Here is a 14,466-nt window from a genome sequence, read left to right on the forward strand (position 1 = left end):
CACGGTGTCATTTCAACGGTAAGCACTTGAAGGAGCTTGCGATGCGTCTCACTACCAAAGGCCGTTTTGCGGTCACAGCAATGATCGATCTGGCGTTGCGTCAGAACACCGGTCCGGTCACGCTGGCTGCGATCAGCCAGCGGCAGCAGATTTCGTTGTCGTACCTTGAGCAGCTGTTCGGCAAACTGCGCCGTCACGAGCTGGTCGAGTCGACTCGCGGCCCCGGCGGCGGCTACAGCCTCGGTCGCAAGGCCGCGGACATCACTGTTGCCGACATCATTGTTTCCGTCGATGAACCCATCGATGCCACCCAGTGCGGCGGCAAGGAAAACTGCCTCGGCGAAGCCGGCCGCTGCATGACGCACGAGCTCTGGGCCTCGCTGAACCAGCGCATGGTCGAGTTCCTCGACTCCGTCACGCTGCAGAAGCTGGTCGACGACCAGATCGCCAAGGGCGTGCAGATCGAGAACAAGCCGGTCGTCAAGCGTGCGATCTCGGCCCAGCCGGTGGTCAAGCCGATCCGCGTGAACGCACCGAATTCGGTGTTCGCCCTCGGCAACGCCTTCGCCAAGTCCTGAGTACTGAGTCCCCGGCGGCGCCTTCGGGCGCCACCTTGAGCAGCCCAGATCAAAAAACAACCCCCACGCCAGCACGAGCCAGCCATGGACGTAACTCCTCATTTCCCGATCTATCTCGATTACGGCGCGACCACGCCGGTCGACCCGCGTGTGGTCGACGCCATGATTCCCTGGTTGCGCGAACACTTCGGCAATCCGGCGTCACGCAGCCACGCATGGGGCTGGGAGGCTGAAGAGGCGGTCGAGAAGGCGCGTGGCCAGGTCGCCGACTTGATCAATGCGGATCCCCGCGAAATCGTCTGGACGTCGGGTGCGACCGAATCGATCAACCTCGCGCTCAAGGGCGCGGCCCAGTTCTACAAGGGCAAGGGCAAGCACCTGATCACCCTGAAGACCGAGCACAAGGCCGTGCTCGACACGATGCGCGAACTCGAGCGCCAGGGCTTCGAAGTCACCTACCTCGACGTCGAGGAAAATGGCCTCGTCGACCTTGAAAAGTTCAAGGCCGCGATCCGCCCTGACACCATCCTGGCCAGCGTGCTGTTCGTGAACAACGAAATCGGCGTGATCCAGGACGTGGTCGCGATCGGCAATGTCTGCCGCGAAAAGGGCATCATCTTCCACGTCGATTCGGCCCAGGCCACCGGCAAGGTCGACATCGACATCACGAAGCTGCCCATCGACCTGATGAGCCTCGCCTCGCACAAGACCTACGGCCCCAAGGGCATCGGCGCGCTGTACGTGCGCCGCAAGCCGCGAGTGCGGCTCGAGGCGCAAATGCATGGCGGCGGTCACGAACGCGGCATGCGTTCGGGCACCTTGCCCACACACCAGATCGTCGGCATGGGCGAGGCCTACCGCATCGCCAAGCTCGAAATGAAGGACGACATCGCCCATGCGCGCCGCCTGCAGAAGCGTCTGCTCGACGGCCTGAAGGATGTCGAGCAGGTGTTCATCAACGGCGACCTCGAACATCGTGTGCCGCACAACCTGAACATGAGCTTCAACTACGTCGAAGGCGAGTCGCTGATCATGGGCATCAAGGGCCTGGCGGTGTCGTCGGGTTCGGCCTGCACCTCGGCCAGCCTGGAGCCCAGCTATGTGCTGCGCGCCCTGGGCCGCAGCGACGAGCTGGCCCACAGCAGCCTTCGCATGACCATCGGCCGTTTCACGACCGAAGAAGAAATCGACTACGCCATTTCGACCATCAAGCACAACGTTGCCAAGCTGCGCGAGCTGAGCCCCCTGTGGGAGATGTTCCAGGACGGCGTCGACATCAGCACGATCCAGTGGTCGGCCCACTGACGCAGGCCCGCACCAGGCTCCACGATTGAACAAAGTTTGAGAGGTACACCATGGCATATTCTTCCAAGGTCATCGACCACTACGAAAATCCCCGCAACGTCGGTTCCTTCGAAAAGGGCGACGACTCGGTAGGCACCGGCATGGTCGGCGCGCCGGCCTGCGGCGACGTGATGAAGCTGCAGATCAAGGTCAACCCCGAAACCGGCGTGATCGAAGACGCGCGCTTCAAGACCTACGGCTGTGGCTCGGCCATCGCGTCGTCGTCGCTCGTGACCGAATGGGTCAAGGGCAAGACGCTCGACGAAGCGGCTGCGCTCAAGAACGCGCAGATCGCCGAAGAACTGGCGCTGCCGCCCGTGAAGATCCACTGCTCCATCCTGGCCGAAGACGCGATCAAGGCCGCCGTGAGCGACTACAAGGCCAAGCACGGCGTCAAGACCGAAGCTGCTGCTGCCGAAGCTGTTCACTGACATGGCCGTCACGCTGACCGAAGCCGCTGCGCGACACGTCACCCGCTACCTCGGCAAACGGGGCAAGGGCGTGGGCGTGCGGCTGGGCGTGAAGACCACGGGCTGCTCCGGCCTGGCCTACAAGCTCGAGTACGTGGACGAGTTCACGCCTGAAGACGTGGTGTTCGAAGACCACGGCGTGAAGGTGCTGGTCGACCCGAAGAGCCTGGCCTACATCGACGGCACGCAGCTCGACTTCGTGCGCGAGGGCCTGAACGAGGGTTTCAAGTTCATCAACCCCAACGAACGCGACCGTTGCGGCTGCGGGGAAAGTTTTCGCATCTGATGCGCCGTCGCTGACCGCGACAACAGCCGCCACCATGTCATGTGCTGGCGGTTTTTTCTTGCCATGAATCTGAACGACACCGACTTTCAACTGTTTGCCGTCCCGGCGACTTTCGCGCAGGACCGCGCCGTGCTCGACGCGCGCTGGAAAGAGCTGCAGCGCGAAGCCCACCCGGACCGCTTTGCCGCGCAGGGCGCCGCCGCGCAACGTGTGGCCATGCAGTGGTCGGTGCGCATCAACGAGGCTTACCAGCGCCTGAAAGACCCGATCCGCCGCGCCAGCTACATCTGCGAGATGCACGGCGCGCCGCTGAACGCGGAGAACAACACGGCGATGCCGCCCGAGTTCCTCATGCAGCAGATGGAGTGGCGCGAAGCGCTCGACGATGTCGAAGACGCCGCTTCGCTTGAAAAACTCCAGGCCGAGGTCGAGGCCGCCCGCGCCCGCGCACTGTCGTCGCTCGACTGGCTGATCGACGAAAAAGGCGACTACCCCGCCGCCGCGCAGCAGGTGAGAGCCCTCATGTTCATTGAGCGCTTCGGACAGGACGTCGAAGCCAAATTCGATCAGTTGGGACAATAGAGGCATGGCTCTTCTTCAGATTTCCGAACCCGGCCAGGCGCCCGACCCGCATCAGCGTCGCATTGCCGTGGGCATCGACCTCGGCACCACCCATTCGCTGGTGGCCGCGGTGCGCAATGGCGTGGCCGAATGCCTGCCCGACGACCAGGGGCGCGTGCTGCTGCCTTCGGCCGTGCGCTACCTTGAGAACGACCGTCGCCAGATCGGCTTCGATGCCCTGGCAGCGCGCGCCCAGGATCCGGCCAACACGATCACTTCGGTGAAGCGGCTCATGGGTCGCGGCCTGGCCGACATCGCGAACCGCGAAGCGATGTCGTACCGCATCGGCAGCAGCGATGGCGGCATGGTGCAGGTGCAGACCCTGGCGGGCGAGAAGTCGCCGGTCGAGATCAGCGCCGAGATCCTGGCCACGCTGCGCTTTCGTGCCGAGGACACCTTCGACGACGAGCTCTACGGTGCCGTCATCACCGTGCCGGCGTACTTCGACGAAGGCCAGCGCCAGGCGACCAAGGATGCCGCGCAACTCGCCGGCCTCAACGTGCTTCGCCTTATCAGCGAGCCCACGGCGGCCGCCATCGCATATGGCCTCGACAACGCGAGCGAAGGTGTCTACGCGGTCTACGACCTGGGCGGCGGCACCTTCGACATCTCGATCCTGCGGCTCACGCAGGGTGTGTTCGAAGTGATTGCCACGGGTGGCGACTCGGCCCTTGGCGGCGACGACTATGACCACGCGCTGGCCGGCTTCGTGCTCGCGCAGACGGGCCTGCAAGCCGGCAGCGATGCCGACAAGGCCGCGTTGCTGGTCGCCGCACGGGCCGCGAAAGAGGTGCTGACCGATTCGGAATCGGCCCTGTTCAAGGCTGACGTGGCAGGCAAGACCGCTTCGTTCGACCTGACCCGCGAACAGTTCTACACCGCCACGCGGCCGCTCACCGATCGCACCATTGCTGCCGTCCGCAAGGCACTGCGCGACGCGAAGCTCAAGCCCGACGACCTGCAGGGCATCGTGCTTGTCGGCGGCTCCACCCGCATGCCGCAGGTCCGCAGCGCCGTCGCCGAGTTCTTCGGCCGCGAGCCGCTGGTCAACCTGAACCCTGATGAAGTCGTGGCCCTCGGTGCTGCCATCCAGGCCAACCAGCTCGCCGGCAACAACGGCGCGGGCGAGCTGCTGTTGCTCGACGTGATCCCGCTCTCACTCGGCATCGAGACCATGGGCGGTCTGGTCGAGCGCATCGTGCCGCGCAACCAGACCATCCCCACCGCGATGGCTCAGGACTTCACGACCTATCAAGACGGCCAGACCGCGCTGGCACTGCACGTGGTGCAGGGCGAGCGCGATCTCGTGGCCGACTGCCGCAGCCTCGCGCGCTTCACGCTGCGCGGTATCCCGCCGATGGCGGCCGGCGCGGCACGCATCCGCGTGACCTTCACGGTCGACGCAGACGGTCTGCTGAGCGTGAGTGCCAAGGAGCAGGGCAGCGGCGTCGAAGCCAGCGTGGCGGTCAAGCCGTCATACGGTCTGTCGGACGACCAGATCGCGACCATGCTGCAGGAGAGCTTTTCCACGGCGCAGCAGGACATGCTGGCCCGTGCGCTGGTCGAGGCGCGCGTCGATGCCGATCGCATGTTGCTCGCCACGCAGAGCGCGCTCGATGCCGACGGCGACCTGCTGAGCGACGGAGAGCGCGCCGTCATAGACGCATCGATGGCGCAGTTGCGTGAAACCGCCAAGGGCAGCAACGAGGCCGCCGCCATCGAGGCTGCCACCAAGAAGCTGGCCGACGACACCGAAGCCTTTGCCGCACAGCGAATGAACGCGGGCATTGCGCGCGCACTTGCCGGCCGCAAGGTCGAATCTCTCTAGAACAACAACATGCCCACGATCAAGATCTACCCGCATCCCGAGTACTGCCCGCAGGGCGCTGAAATCACCGCGCCCGCCGGCACCTCGATCTGCGAGGCGCTGCTCGACAACGACATCAACATCGAGCATGCCTGCGAGATGAGCTGCGCCTGCACCACCTGCCACGTGATCGTGCGCGAGGGCTTCAACTCGCTGAACGAGGCGGAAGAGGGCGAAGAAGACTTGCTCGACCGCGCCTGGGGTCTGGAGCCGCAGTCGCGCCTGAGTTGCCAATCGATCCTGGCGCAGGAGAATGTGACCATCGAGATTCCGAAGTACTCGATCAACCACGCCAAGGAAAACCACTGATGTCGCGCCAGATCGTTCTTGATACCGAAACCACCGGCCTCTCTGCGGAGAACGGCGACCGGGTCATCGAGCTCGGCTGCGTGGAGCTGTTCGCCCGCAAGCTCACCGGCAACGACCTGCACATCTACTTCAACCCCGAGCGTGAGAGCCACGAGGACGCGCTCAAGGTCCACGGCCTGACGACTGACTTCCTGCGCGACAAGCCGAAGTTCGCCACCCTGGCCAACGACATCGTCGAATACCTGCGCGATGCCGAACTGATCATTCACAACGCGGCCTTCGACGTCGGCTTTCTCAACAAGGAATTCGAGCGTGCCGGTTTGCCGCCGCTGCGCACCTTCGTCAGCGAAGTGACCGACACGCTGGCCATGGCCAAGCAGGTGTACCCGGGCAAGCGCAATTCGTTGGATGCGCTGTGCGACCGCTTCGGTGTCGACCGCTCGAACCGAACCTTCCACGGCGCCAAGCTCGACGCGCAACTACTGGCCGACGTCTACATCAACCTCACGCGAGGGCAGGATGCGCTGCTGATCGATGTGGCTTCGAACGAGCCTCAGCTGGGCACCACCGTGGTGGCCATCGACCTGAGCCAGTTCGAGCTGCCGGTGATCCTGGCCGCCGAGCACGAGCTGACCGCGCACGAAGCGGTGTTGGGGCAACTCGACAAATCGAGCGGCGGTCGCACGCTGTTTCGCGAAAACGGCTGAAAAGCTATGGCATAATCTGAGGCTTCGCACAACGCGATACGTTTTCAGAACGCTGCAGTCAAACAGCAGCGTTTCGGGCGGTTAGCTCAGGGGTAGAGCACAGCATTCACACTGCTGGGGTCGGAGGTTCGAAACCTCCACCGCCCACCATTCAAAGCAACGACTTACGGCACCTTCGGGTGCCGTTTTCGTTTGTCGCGCCGACTTCATTCATCGACTGAACTGTCGGCCTGCACCGACGGCAAGTGCAGCCAAGGGCTGTTGAACTTCCCGTAGTGGCGGCCTAGAACTGAGGGGCAAGGAGCACCGCCATGGCCACTCATCCAGATCTTCCGACCCCCGTCACGCCGAACCTGCCCGTCGAGCCCGACGAAGGGGCCGAGACGCCACCCGACGAACCCACCGATCCGGAGCCGCCGCCCTCCGTGCAATGAGGAAATCCGCGAGCAAGCCGCGCTAAGCTCGCGCGATGGACGAAATAGATTGCGCTGTCATCGGCGCTGGTGTGGTGGGGCTGGCAGTGGCGCGCGCCTTGGCGCTCGCGGGCCGGGAAGTGCTGGTGCTCGAATCCGAAGGTGCCATCGGCACGGGGACGAGTTCGCGCAACAGCGAAGTCATTCACGCCGGCATCTACTACCCGCAGGGCTCGCTCAAGGCGAGGCTGTGCGTCGAGGGCAAGGAAATGCTGTACGCCTACGCGGCGGAGCGTGGTGTGCCGCATCAGCGCTGCGGCAAGCTGATCGTGGCGACCTTGCCCGAGCAGGCGGACCAGCTCGATGTCATCCGGACGAAGGCGGCTGCGAACGGCGTCGGTGATCTGACGTTGATCACCGCGCAGCAGGCTGTGGCGATGGAGCCGCAGCTGCATTGCGTGGCGGCGCTGCATTCGCCGAGCACAGGCATCGTCGATAGCCACTCGCTCATGCTGAGCCTGCTCGGCGACCTCGAGAATGCGGGCGGCATGTTGGCACTGAAATCGCCCATCGTGCGTGCCGAATGCGGCGATGGCGCCATCGTCCTGATGGCTGAGGATGGCACTGCGCTGCGTTGCCGCAGCGTGGTCAATGCAGCGGGTCTCGGTGCCCCTGCGCTGGCGCGGCGCTTCGAGGGCCTGCCGGCCTCGGCGGTGCCCAGGGAATACTTCGCCAAGGGCAACTACTTCACCTTGTCGGGGCGAGCGCCGTTCGGGCGTCTGATCTATCCCGTGCCCGAGCCGGGTGGGCTGGGCGTGCACCTCACGATCGACCTGGGCGGCCAGGCCAAGTTCGGGCCCGATGTGCAGTGGGTGTCTTCGGCCGGTGAACTTGTGGTGGACCCGGCCCGCGGCGAGGGCTTCTATGCCGAGGTGCGCAAGTACTGGCCCGCGCTGCCCGACGGCGCCCTGATCCCGGGCTACGCGGGCATGCGGCCGAAGATCTCGGGCCCGGGCGAGCCGGCGGCCGACTTCATGATTGACGGACCTGCATCGCACGGTGTGCCGGCGCTGGTCAATCTCTTCGGCATCGAGTCGCCAGGCCTCACGAGCAGCCTGGCCATCGGGCGCCATGTGGCCGGCTTGCTGGCGGACGCGTGAAGCGCTTTGCACGTCACGAAGTGGCATCTCGCGTCAAAGTCTGCACATCTGTAGCGCCTGAGGGTCTTTTGAGCCTGTAACATGACAGCACGCCATTTGCTGGCGCGAAGCCGCCGGCGCGGTGCCGGTGTCATCACGGAGGAAAGTTTCCAATGAGTGCATCCCAAAATCTTGAAGCAGCAGCCGAAGACATTGCAAGCGACGTGCGCGGCGTGCTGGCAAGCAAGGACCTGGATTCGGTTCCCCACATCAAGGCGCTGCGCCAGCGCATCGACACCAAGCTGGCCATCGCACGCGAACTCGCGGCCGAGAAGAGCAAGCTCGCCGCCAAGAAGGCCCGTGAAGCGGCCACCTCCGCCAACGCCTACGCCCACGACGAACCATGGCAGATCGCCGGTGCCGCACTGGCCGTCGGCGTGCTGGTGGGCCTGCTGCTTGGCCGCCGCTGACCTGAGCGCGCACGGCAGCAAGATCGTTCATCCGGACATGGCCGGAGCCAGCCCATGAGGCTGCTGTCCCTGTTCGGGCTGAACGCCCGGATTCGCCGGCTGCGCATTGCCGCGGCCGAAGGCGCCTTGGCGGCCGAAGACCGGGTGCAATTGCTGCGCATGGCCTGGGAGGACGAGAAGCAGCGCCTCAAGCTGATGCTCATCTTCAGTCTGGCCGTGCTGGGGCTCACCACGGTCACGGTGGCCTTGCTGTCCGTGGCGGTGGTGGTTCATTTCTGGGAAACACCGTACCGCATCACCGCTGCGTGGTCGGTGGCAGGCGTGTGGATCGTGCTCTGGCTGGCAGCCGCCGTCGGCTTGCTGCTGACCCTGCGCAATGCCTCCAACAGCTTCGTGCCGGCACGCCACGAGTTCGAGCGCGACTGGGCCTGGGTCCAGGACAGCTTCGGCCTGGGCAAGGATCCGGAGCAGGACGAAGAAGCGCCGCGCCCCCCGCGGCCGGCCACGCGCGAAGAGTTGCTGGCGCGCATGGAGCGTCAACGCGAGCGGATCGCGACGCTGCAGGGTGGACGCGAGGCACAGCCTGCGGGCGGCTCGGGCGAAGGCGAAGCGCCTCCGCCCAATGAATCGGCTGCTGCTGCGGCCTTGCGCATCGCCCGTGCGCATCCGGTGGCCACCGGCGTCGTTGCCGCGGCGGCCGTGGTGGTGATCAAGCCGAGGCGCCTGCTGCGCTGGGCTGCGGTCATCGCGCCAGTGCTCTGGCGCATGCGCTGAAGAGGAAAGAAAGAAAAAGCTCTCAGGCCTTGCTGCGATCGCGCAGCAGCGCCTGAGCTGCTTCGCGGACCAGCGCCGGTCCGCGATAGATCAGGCCGGTGTAGATCTGCACCACGTCCGCACCAGCGGCGATCTTGGCCTTTGCATCCGCGCCACTGAGGATGCCGCCCACCCCGATGATCGGAAAGCCCGAGCCCAGCGCCGCGCGCAATTGAGCGATCACACGGTTGCTTGCCTCGCGCACCGGTGCACCCGACAGTCCACCCGCTTCTTCGGCATGCGGCAGGCCCTTGACGGCATCGCGCGCGAGCGTGGTGTTGGTGGCGATCACGCCGTCCATGCCGTGGCGCTTCAGCGTAGCGGCGATGACTGCCACCTGGGCTTCGTCGAGATCGGGCGCGATCTTCACGAACAGCGGCGAGCGCTTGTTGTGGCGTGTTGCCAGCGTCTCGCGCCGCTCGGCCACCGCGCCGAGCAGTGCATCGAGAGCTTCGTCGCTCTGGAGCGTGCGCAGGTTGGCTGTGTTGGGGCTCGAGATGTTGATCGTCACATAGTCGGCATGCGGGTACACGCCGTCGAGGCAGATCAGATAGTCGTCCACCGCACGCTCGATCGGCGTGGCGGCGTTCTTGCCGATGTTGAGGCCCAGCAGCATCGGCGACTTCGCGTTCCCGCCGATATTGCTGCCCTTGCGAAAGCGCGCCTTCTGCACGTTGGCCAGGAAGGCATCCAACCCTTCGTTGTTGAAGCCTAGTCGGTTGATCAGCGCGTCACGCTGCGGCAGGCGGAACATGCGCGGCTTGGGATTGCCCGGCTGGGCCTTCGGCGTCACCGTGCCGACCTCGACGAAGCCGAACCCCATGGCGGCAAAGGCGTCGATGCAGCGGGCGTTCTTGTCGAGCCCGGCCGCCAGGCCCACGCGGTTCGGAAAGGTCAGCCCGGCGAGTTGGACGGGGTCGTCGACGCGGGGCGCCGAGTAAGCGCAGGCCAGCGGCGTGTTCTGGGTGCGCGCCAGCCCGTCCAGCGTGATTTCGTGGGCATGCTCGGGGTCGAAACCGAACAGGAAAGGGCGGGCCAGGCCGTAGAGCGAGGAGGGCATCAGCAGGGGCATCGGATAATTCGGGGCTTCAATGAGCCAAGGATTCTCCGCGATGACTGCACCCGCCTCCCCAACCCCTCTTTCTCAGGACGAACTCAAGGCCCAGGTCGGCCTTGCCGCGCTGGCCTATGTGGTCAAGGGCGAGATCGTCGGCGTCGGCACCGGCTCGACGGTGAACAAGTTCATCGATGCGCTGGCCACCATCAAGGACGAGATCAAGGGCGCCGTCTCCAGCTCGGTCGCCTCGACCGAGCGACTGCGCGCCCTCGGCATTCCGGTGTTCGACAGCAACGAGGTGGAAGAGCTGGCGGTCTACATCGACGGCGCGGACGAAATCGACCACCGCGGGTTCATGGTGAAGGGCGGCGGTGCTGCACTCACACGCGAGAAGATCGTCGCGGCCCAGTCGCGCAAGTTCGTCTGCATTGCCGACGCATCCAAGCTGGTAGAGGTGCTGGGCGCCTTTCCGCTGCCGGTGGAAGTGATTCCGATGGCCGCGCGCCGCGTGATGCGCCAGTTCGCCAGCATGGGTGGCATCGCCCAGGTGCGCGAGAAAGACGGCCTGCCGCTGGTCACGGACAACGGCCAGCACATCGTCGACGTGACGGGCCTTCGAATCACCGATCCGCTGGCTTTCGAGTCCGAAGTGAGCCAGTGGCCGGGCGTGGTGACGGTCGGCGTCTTCGCGCACCAGAAGGCCGACGTGTGCCTGCTGGGCACCTCGACTGGCGTGAAGACGCTGCAGTTCGGCGCCTAGGAATGAAAGGCCGCGTGAGCGGCCTGGTTCAGAACTTGATGCCGGCGGGGTTGCTCGGGCTCGGCTCGCTCGATGCGGGGGGCGGCGGCGCCGGCTGTGCGGCCGGTGCTGCGGCGGCACGGGGCGCGGGTGCTGCCTGCTGCGCGACCAGCGGTCGCGTGGGGCCGTTGCGGTAACCGGCAGGCAGGCTGTTGCTCTTGGGGTAGCCGGCTGCGTCGAGGTACTGCGACCACTCGACATCCGAGAAGCCCTTGAGCTGCTGCGACCCGATGGTCAGCAATGGCAGCGAGCTCTGGCTGCTCAGGCGCTGCAGCGCCTCGATTTCCTCGTTGCTCTTGACGGTGCGTTCCTCGAACGGAATGCCCCGCGTAATGAGCAGCGAGCGAGCCGTGCTGCACGGCCCGCATTCGTCGCTGCTGTACAGCGTGACGGGGTAGCGCTGAGCCACTTGCCGCAGCTCGTAGGGCAGGCCCGCATTCGCCGGCGTGGTGGAGCCGCCTTGCGAGGCCGAGGCCGGCTCGGTGCTGGCCGTGGGGGCGCGGTCCGAGAACGTGACCTTGCCATTCTTGTCGACCTGGCGATAGACCTGTTGTGCCATGGCGCCCGTGGCAACGAGCACCAAGGCCAGGCCGGTCAGGCGATGCAGTGAGAATTTGTAAATCGGATGCATCGCCCGAGTATCGCAAGCTTCAGCGCCGCATCAAGCGGGCTGGGGCTCCGCCATGCCCTGGTGTCGCAGCAGCGCATCAAGCTGGGGTTCGCGGCCCCGGAAAGCCTTGAACGAATCCATGGCGCTGCGGCTGCCGCCGGCCTCCAGGATGGCCTGGCGGTACTTGCGGCCGGTTTCGATGTTCGGCTCGCCGTCGGCGCCCACGGTTTCCTCGAAGGCCGCGTAGGCGTCGGCGCTCAGCACCTCGGCCCACTTGTAGCTGTAGTAGCCGGCTGCGTAGCCGCCCGAGAAGATGTGGCTGAAAGTATTCGGCGTGCGGCTGAACGGCGGCGAGGGCATCACCGCCACCTCGGCGCGCACCTTGCCGAGCAGCGCCATCACGTCGCCGGTCTTGGCGGCGGCCGCGTGGTACTCGGTGTGCAGCAGCATGTCGAACAGCGAGAACTCGATCTGGCGCAGCGTCTGCAGGCCGCTCTGGAAGTTCTTGGCAGCGGTCATCTTGTCGAACAGCGCGCGGGGCAGCGGTTCGCCGGTGTCGACGTGGGCGGTCATGTGCTTGAGCACATCCCACTCCCAGCAGAAGTTTTCCATGAACTGGCTCGGCAGCTCGACTGCATCCCACTCGACGCCGCTGATGCCCGAGACGTCGCGCTCGTTCACCTGGGTGAGCATGTGGTGCAGGCCGTGGCCGAACTCGTGGAAGAGGGTGGTCACGTCGTCATGCGTGAGCAGCGGCGGCTTGCCGTCGACGCCGCTGGCAAAGTTGCACACCAGTTGCGCGATGGGGGTTTGCAGCGCGCCGTTGTCGGGGCGCAGCCAGCGGGCGCGCACGTCGTCCATCCAGGCACCACCGCGCTTGGCGGCGCGGGCAGAAGGGTCGAGATAGAACTGGCCGACCTTCTGGCCGGCGCGTTCGATGCGGTAGAACTCGACGCTCGGGTGCCAAGTAGGCGCCGAGTCGCGGCGGATCGACACCTCGAACAGCGTCTCGACGATCTTGAACAGCCCGGCCATGACCTTCGGCGCGGGGAAGTACTGCTTCACCTCCTGCTCGCTGAAGGCGTAGCGCGCCTCCTTGAGCTTCTCGCCGATGTAGCTCCAGTCCCAGGGCTGGGGGTCGGTGATGCTCAACTGCTCCGAGGCGAAGACCCGCAGGTCGGCCAGGTCGCGCTCGCCATAGGGCTTGGCCTTGATTGCGAGATCGCGCAGGAACTTGACGACCTGCTCGGGCGACTCGGCCATCTTCGGCACGACCGAGAGTTCGCCGTAGTTCCTGTAGCCCAGCAGCTTCGCTTCTTCCTCGCGCAGCGCGAGGATTTCGGTGATGAGCGCGGTGTTGTCGAAGGCGGCGTCGCCGAACTCGCTGGCGCGGGTGACGTAGGCGCGGTAGAGCTTCTCGCGCAGCGCGCTGCTCTTGGCGAACTGCATTACCGGCAGGTAGCACGGCATCTTCAGCGTGAGCTTGTAGCCTTCCTTGCCATCGGCCTCTGCGGCGGCGCGCGCGGCGCTCACCACGTCTTCGGGCACGCCTTCGAGTTCGCCGAGCGCGGCGTAGTAGGCGAAGGCATCGGTTGCGTCGAGTGCGTTTTCGCTGAACTTCTGGCTCAGCTCGGCCTGGCGCTCCTGGATCTCGGCGAAGCGCTTCTTGGCGTCGCCCTGCAGCTCGGCGCCGCCCAGCACGAAGTTGCGCACGGCATTGCGATGCGCCTGGCGCTGCTCTGCGTTGAGCGTGGCGACGTCGATGGCCTTGTACTTGGCGTACAGCTGCTCGTCGGAGCCCAGCCGGGTCCAGAAGGCGGTCACGCGCGGCATGGCTTCGTTGTAGGCGGCGCGCAATTCGGGCGTGTCGGCCACTGCGTTGAGGTGGCCGACGGCGCTCCAAGCGCGGCTGAAACGTTCGGAGGCCACGTCGAGCACCTTCGAGATCGCATTCCAGTCAGCGGGAAAGCCGGGCGCCGTCACGGTCTGCAGCGCGGTCTCGGCATCGGCCAGCAGCGCGTCGACGGCGGGCGCGACGTGCTCGGGCTTGATGCGATCGAACAGCGGGAGATCGTTGAAATCGAGGAGAGGATTGTTCGTCATGGCCATGAAAGTTACTTGGCGGCGCGTTCGGCCGCTTCAAGGGTGTTTGCCAGAAGCATGGCGCGCGTCATGGGGCCGACGCCACCGGGCACGGGCGTGATCCAGCCGGCCACTTCCTTCACGCCGTCGAAATCGACGTCGCCGGCCAGCTTGCCGTCTTCCTTGCGGTTCATACCCACGTCGATGACGACCGCGCCCGGCTTCACCATGTCTGCGGTCAGGAGATTGAGCTTGCCCACCGCCGCGACGATCACGTCGGCCTGGCGCGTGATGGTGCCCAGGTCTTGCGTGGCGCTGTGGCAGATGGTCACGGTGGCGCTCTTGGCGAGCAGCATCATGGCCATCGGCTTGCCGACGATGTTGCTGCGGCCGATGACCACGGCGTGCTTGCCGCGCAGGTCGTAGCCGATGGATTCGAGCATCTTCATGCAGCCGTGCGGCGTGCAGGGCCAGAAGCCCGGGGCGCCGGTCATCAGCGCACCGGCGCTGGCAACGTGAAAGCCGTCGACGTCCTTGGCGGGCGAGATCGTCTCGATGACCTTCTGGCTGTCCATGTGCCTGGGCAGTGGCAGCTGGACCAGGATGCCGTGCACCTTCGGGTCGTCGTTGAGGGTGCGGATGCGGGCCAGCAGATCGGCCTCGCTCATGTCGGCGGGGTAGGTTTCGAGCGTGGCTTCCAGGCCGGTCTGGGCGCTGTCGTTGACCTTGTGCTTCGTATAGACCTGGCTGGCCGGGTCTTCGCCCACGAGGATGATGGAAAGGGCCGGGTTCACGCCACGGGCCTTGAGTGCGGCAGTGCGGCCGGCAACTTCGGCGCGAATGGTTTTGGCGAGGGCGTTGCCGTCGATCAGTTGGGCGGTCATCGGTTTCGATTTTCCAA

Annotated in this window: 17 protein-coding genes and 1 tRNA gene; 14 read left to right on the forward strand and 4 right to left on the reverse strand. The window is 65.5% G+C overall.

Annotated elements, in window-relative coordinates; translation table 11 throughout:
- Positions 1-41: 41 nt before the first annotated feature.
- The 13 genes from iscR (at position 42) to AC07O3_RS00920 (ending at position 8,978) form a co-directional block, all read left to right on the forward strand.
- Positions 42-578: a Fe-S cluster assembly transcriptional regulator IscR gene (gene iscR, locus AC07O3_RS00860; RefSeq protein ID WP_007828186.1), complete on the forward strand. Its 537-nt coding sequence runs from the start codon at positions 42-44 to the stop codon at positions 576-578.
- Between the two features lie 84 nt (positions 579-662).
- The gene (locus AC07O3_RS00865; protein WP_093052338.1) at positions 663-1,883 is read left to right on the forward strand and encodes an IscS subfamily cysteine desulfurase; all 1,221 of its coding nucleotides are present in this window, start codon (positions 663-665) and stop codon (positions 1,881-1,883) included.
- 50 nt (positions 1,884-1,933) lie between these two features.
- Positions 1,934-2,353 carry a Fe-S cluster assembly scaffold IscU gene (iscU, locus tag AC07O3_RS00870; RefSeq protein WP_093052335.1) on the forward strand — a complete coding sequence of 140 codons (420 nt, stop codon included), beginning with the start codon at positions 1,934-1,936 and terminating at the stop codon, positions 2,351-2,353.
- A 1-nt stretch (position 2,354) separates the two neighbouring features.
- Positions 2,355-2,678, forward strand: a complete 324-nt coding sequence (gene iscA / locus AC07O3_RS00875; RefSeq protein WP_007828190.1) for an iron-sulfur cluster assembly protein IscA — start codon at positions 2,355-2,357, stop codon at positions 2,676-2,678.
- 63 nt (positions 2,679-2,741) lie between these two features.
- On the forward strand, positions 2,742-3,260 hold the full coding sequence (gene hscB / locus AC07O3_RS00880) for a Fe-S protein assembly co-chaperone HscB (protein ID WP_495338353.1): 519 nt from the start codon (positions 2,742-2,744) through the stop codon (positions 3,258-3,260).
- A gap of 4 nt (positions 3,261-3,264) precedes the next feature.
- The gene (gene hscA / locus AC07O3_RS00885; RefSeq protein ID WP_495338354.1) at positions 3,265-5,127 is read left to right on the forward strand and encodes a Fe-S protein assembly chaperone HscA; all 1,863 of its coding nucleotides are present in this window, start codon (positions 3,265-3,267) and stop codon (positions 5,125-5,127) included.
- Between the two features lie 9 nt (positions 5,128-5,136).
- Positions 5,137-5,475 (forward strand): ISC system 2Fe-2S type ferredoxin, encoded by a 339-nt coding sequence (fdx, locus tag AC07O3_RS00890; protein ID WP_007828193.1) that lies wholly within the window; start codon positions 5,137-5,139, stop codon positions 5,473-5,475.
- Positions 5,475-6,182 (forward strand): DNA polymerase III subunit epsilon, encoded by a 708-nt coding sequence (gene dnaQ / locus AC07O3_RS00895; protein ID WP_093052326.1) that lies wholly within the window; start codon positions 5,475-5,477, stop codon positions 6,180-6,182. The genes fdx and dnaQ overlap by 1 nt, the downstream gene beginning before the upstream one ends.
- A 75-nt stretch (positions 6,183-6,257) precedes the next feature.
- A tRNA-Val gene (locus AC07O3_RS00900) sits at positions 6,258-6,332 on the forward strand.
- Between the two features lie 161 nt (positions 6,333-6,493).
- Positions 6,494-6,616, forward strand: coding sequence for a stereocilin (locus tag AC07O3_RS00905; protein ID WP_093052323.1), 123 nt, complete (start codon positions 6,494-6,496; stop codon positions 6,614-6,616).
- Between the two features lie 35 nt (positions 6,617-6,651).
- Complete coding sequence (locus tag AC07O3_RS00910; protein ID WP_495338355.1) at positions 6,652-7,755, forward strand: NAD(P)/FAD-dependent oxidoreductase; 1,104 nt, start codon at positions 6,652-6,654, stop codon at positions 7,753-7,755.
- A 152-nt stretch (positions 7,756-7,907) separates the two neighbouring features.
- On the forward strand, positions 7,908-8,204 hold the full coding sequence (locus AC07O3_RS00915) for a glycine zipper domain-containing protein (RefSeq protein WP_093052316.1): 297 nt from the start codon (positions 7,908-7,910) through the stop codon (positions 8,202-8,204).
- Positions 8,205-8,258: 54 nt separating this feature from the next.
- Complete coding sequence (locus tag AC07O3_RS00920) at positions 8,259-8,978, forward strand: phage holin family protein (RefSeq protein ID WP_495338356.1); 720 nt, start codon at positions 8,259-8,261, stop codon at positions 8,976-8,978.
- A 22-nt stretch (positions 8,979-9,000) separates the two neighbouring features.
- Here AC07O3_RS00920 and AC07O3_RS00925 read toward each other — a convergent pair whose 3' ends face one another.
- Positions 9,001-10,089: a quinone-dependent dihydroorotate dehydrogenase gene (locus tag AC07O3_RS00925; RefSeq protein WP_495338357.1), complete on the reverse strand. Its 1,089-nt coding sequence runs from the start codon at positions 10,087-10,089 to the stop codon at positions 9,001-9,003.
- Positions 10,090-10,129: 40 nt separating this feature from the next.
- Between AC07O3_RS00925 and rpiA the strand changes: the two genes are divergently transcribed.
- Positions 10,130-10,834, forward strand: coding sequence for a ribose-5-phosphate isomerase RpiA (rpiA, locus tag AC07O3_RS00930; RefSeq protein ID WP_093176623.1), 705 nt, complete (start codon positions 10,130-10,132; stop codon positions 10,832-10,834).
- 28 nt (positions 10,835-10,862) lie between these two features.
- Here rpiA and AC07O3_RS00935 read toward each other — a convergent pair whose 3' ends face one another.
- The 3 genes from AC07O3_RS00935 to folD are packed head-to-tail and all read right to left on the reverse strand — an operon-like array spanning position 10,863 to position 14,449.
- Positions 10,863-11,504 carry a glutaredoxin family protein gene (locus AC07O3_RS00935; RefSeq protein ID WP_093078067.1) on the reverse strand — a complete coding sequence of 214 codons (642 nt, stop codon included), beginning with the start codon at positions 11,502-11,504 and terminating at the stop codon, positions 10,863-10,865.
- 30 nt (positions 11,505-11,534) lie between these two features.
- A complete protein-coding gene (locus AC07O3_RS00940) occupies positions 11,535-13,592 on the reverse strand; it encodes a M3 family metallopeptidase (protein ID WP_426392612.1) in 2,058 nt (685 codons plus the stop codon).
- A 5-nt stretch (positions 13,593-13,597) separates the two neighbouring features.
- Positions 13,598-14,449, reverse strand: a complete 852-nt coding sequence (gene folD / locus AC07O3_RS00945) for a bifunctional methylenetetrahydrofolate dehydrogenase/methenyltetrahydrofolate cyclohydrolase FolD (protein WP_495338358.1) — start codon at positions 14,447-14,449, stop codon at positions 13,598-13,600.
- Positions 14,450-14,466: the final 17 nt, after the last annotated feature.

Source organism: Variovorax sp. GW821-FHT09D05 (genome assembly GCF_059416325.1).

Bases quoted from the DNA above. Each gene is read 5' to 3' on its own strand.
- iscR (WP_007828186.1), top strand. From the start codon at position 42: ATGCGTCTCACTACCAAAGGCCGTTTTGCGGTCACAGCAATGATCGAT.
- AC07O3_RS00865 (WP_093052338.1), top strand. From the start codon at position 663: ATGGACGTAACTCCTCATTTCCCGATCTATCTCGATTACGGCGCGACC.
- iscU (WP_093052335.1), top strand. From the start codon at position 1,934: ATGGCATATTCTTCCAAGGTCATCGACCACTACGAAAATCCCCGCAAC.
- iscA (WP_007828190.1), top strand. From the start codon at position 2,355: ATGGCCGTCACGCTGACCGAAGCCGCTGCGCGACACGTCACCCGCTAC.
- hscB (WP_495338353.1), top strand. From the start codon at position 2,742: ATGAATCTGAACGACACCGACTTTCAACTGTTTGCCGTCCCGGCGACT.
- hscA (WP_495338354.1), top strand. From the start codon at position 3,265: ATGGCTCTTCTTCAGATTTCCGAACCCGGCCAGGCGCCCGACCCGCAT.
- fdx (WP_007828193.1), top strand. From the start codon at position 5,137: ATGCCCACGATCAAGATCTACCCGCATCCCGAGTACTGCCCGCAGGGC.
- dnaQ (WP_093052326.1), top strand. From the start codon at position 5,475: ATGTCGCGCCAGATCGTTCTTGATACCGAAACCACCGGCCTCTCTGCG.
- AC07O3_RS00905 (WP_093052323.1), top strand. From the start codon at position 6,494: ATGGCCACTCATCCAGATCTTCCGACCCCCGTCACGCCGAACCTGCCC.
- AC07O3_RS00910 (WP_495338355.1), top strand. From the start codon at position 6,652: ATGGACGAAATAGATTGCGCTGTCATCGGCGCTGGTGTGGTGGGGCTG.
- AC07O3_RS00915 (WP_093052316.1), top strand. From the start codon at position 7,908: ATGAGTGCATCCCAAAATCTTGAAGCAGCAGCCGAAGACATTGCAAGC.
- AC07O3_RS00920 (WP_495338356.1), top strand. From the start codon at position 8,259: ATGAGGCTGCTGTCCCTGTTCGGGCTGAACGCCCGGATTCGCCGGCTG.
- AC07O3_RS00925 (WP_495338357.1), bottom strand. From the start codon at position 10,089: ATGCCCCTGCTGATGCCCTCCTCGCTCTACGGCCTGGCCCGCCCTTTC.
- rpiA (WP_093176623.1), top strand. From the start codon at position 10,130: ATGACTGCACCCGCCTCCCCAACCCCTCTTTCTCAGGACGAACTCAAG.
- AC07O3_RS00935 (WP_093078067.1), bottom strand. From the start codon at position 11,504: ATGCATCCGATTTACAAATTCTCACTGCATCGCCTGACCGGCCTGGCC.
- AC07O3_RS00940 (WP_426392612.1), bottom strand. From the start codon at position 13,592: ATGGCCATGACGAACAATCCTCTCCTCGATTTCAACGATCTCCCGCTG.
- folD (WP_495338358.1), bottom strand. From the start codon at position 14,449: ATGACCGCCCAACTGATCGACGGCAACGCCCTCGCCAAAACCATTCGC.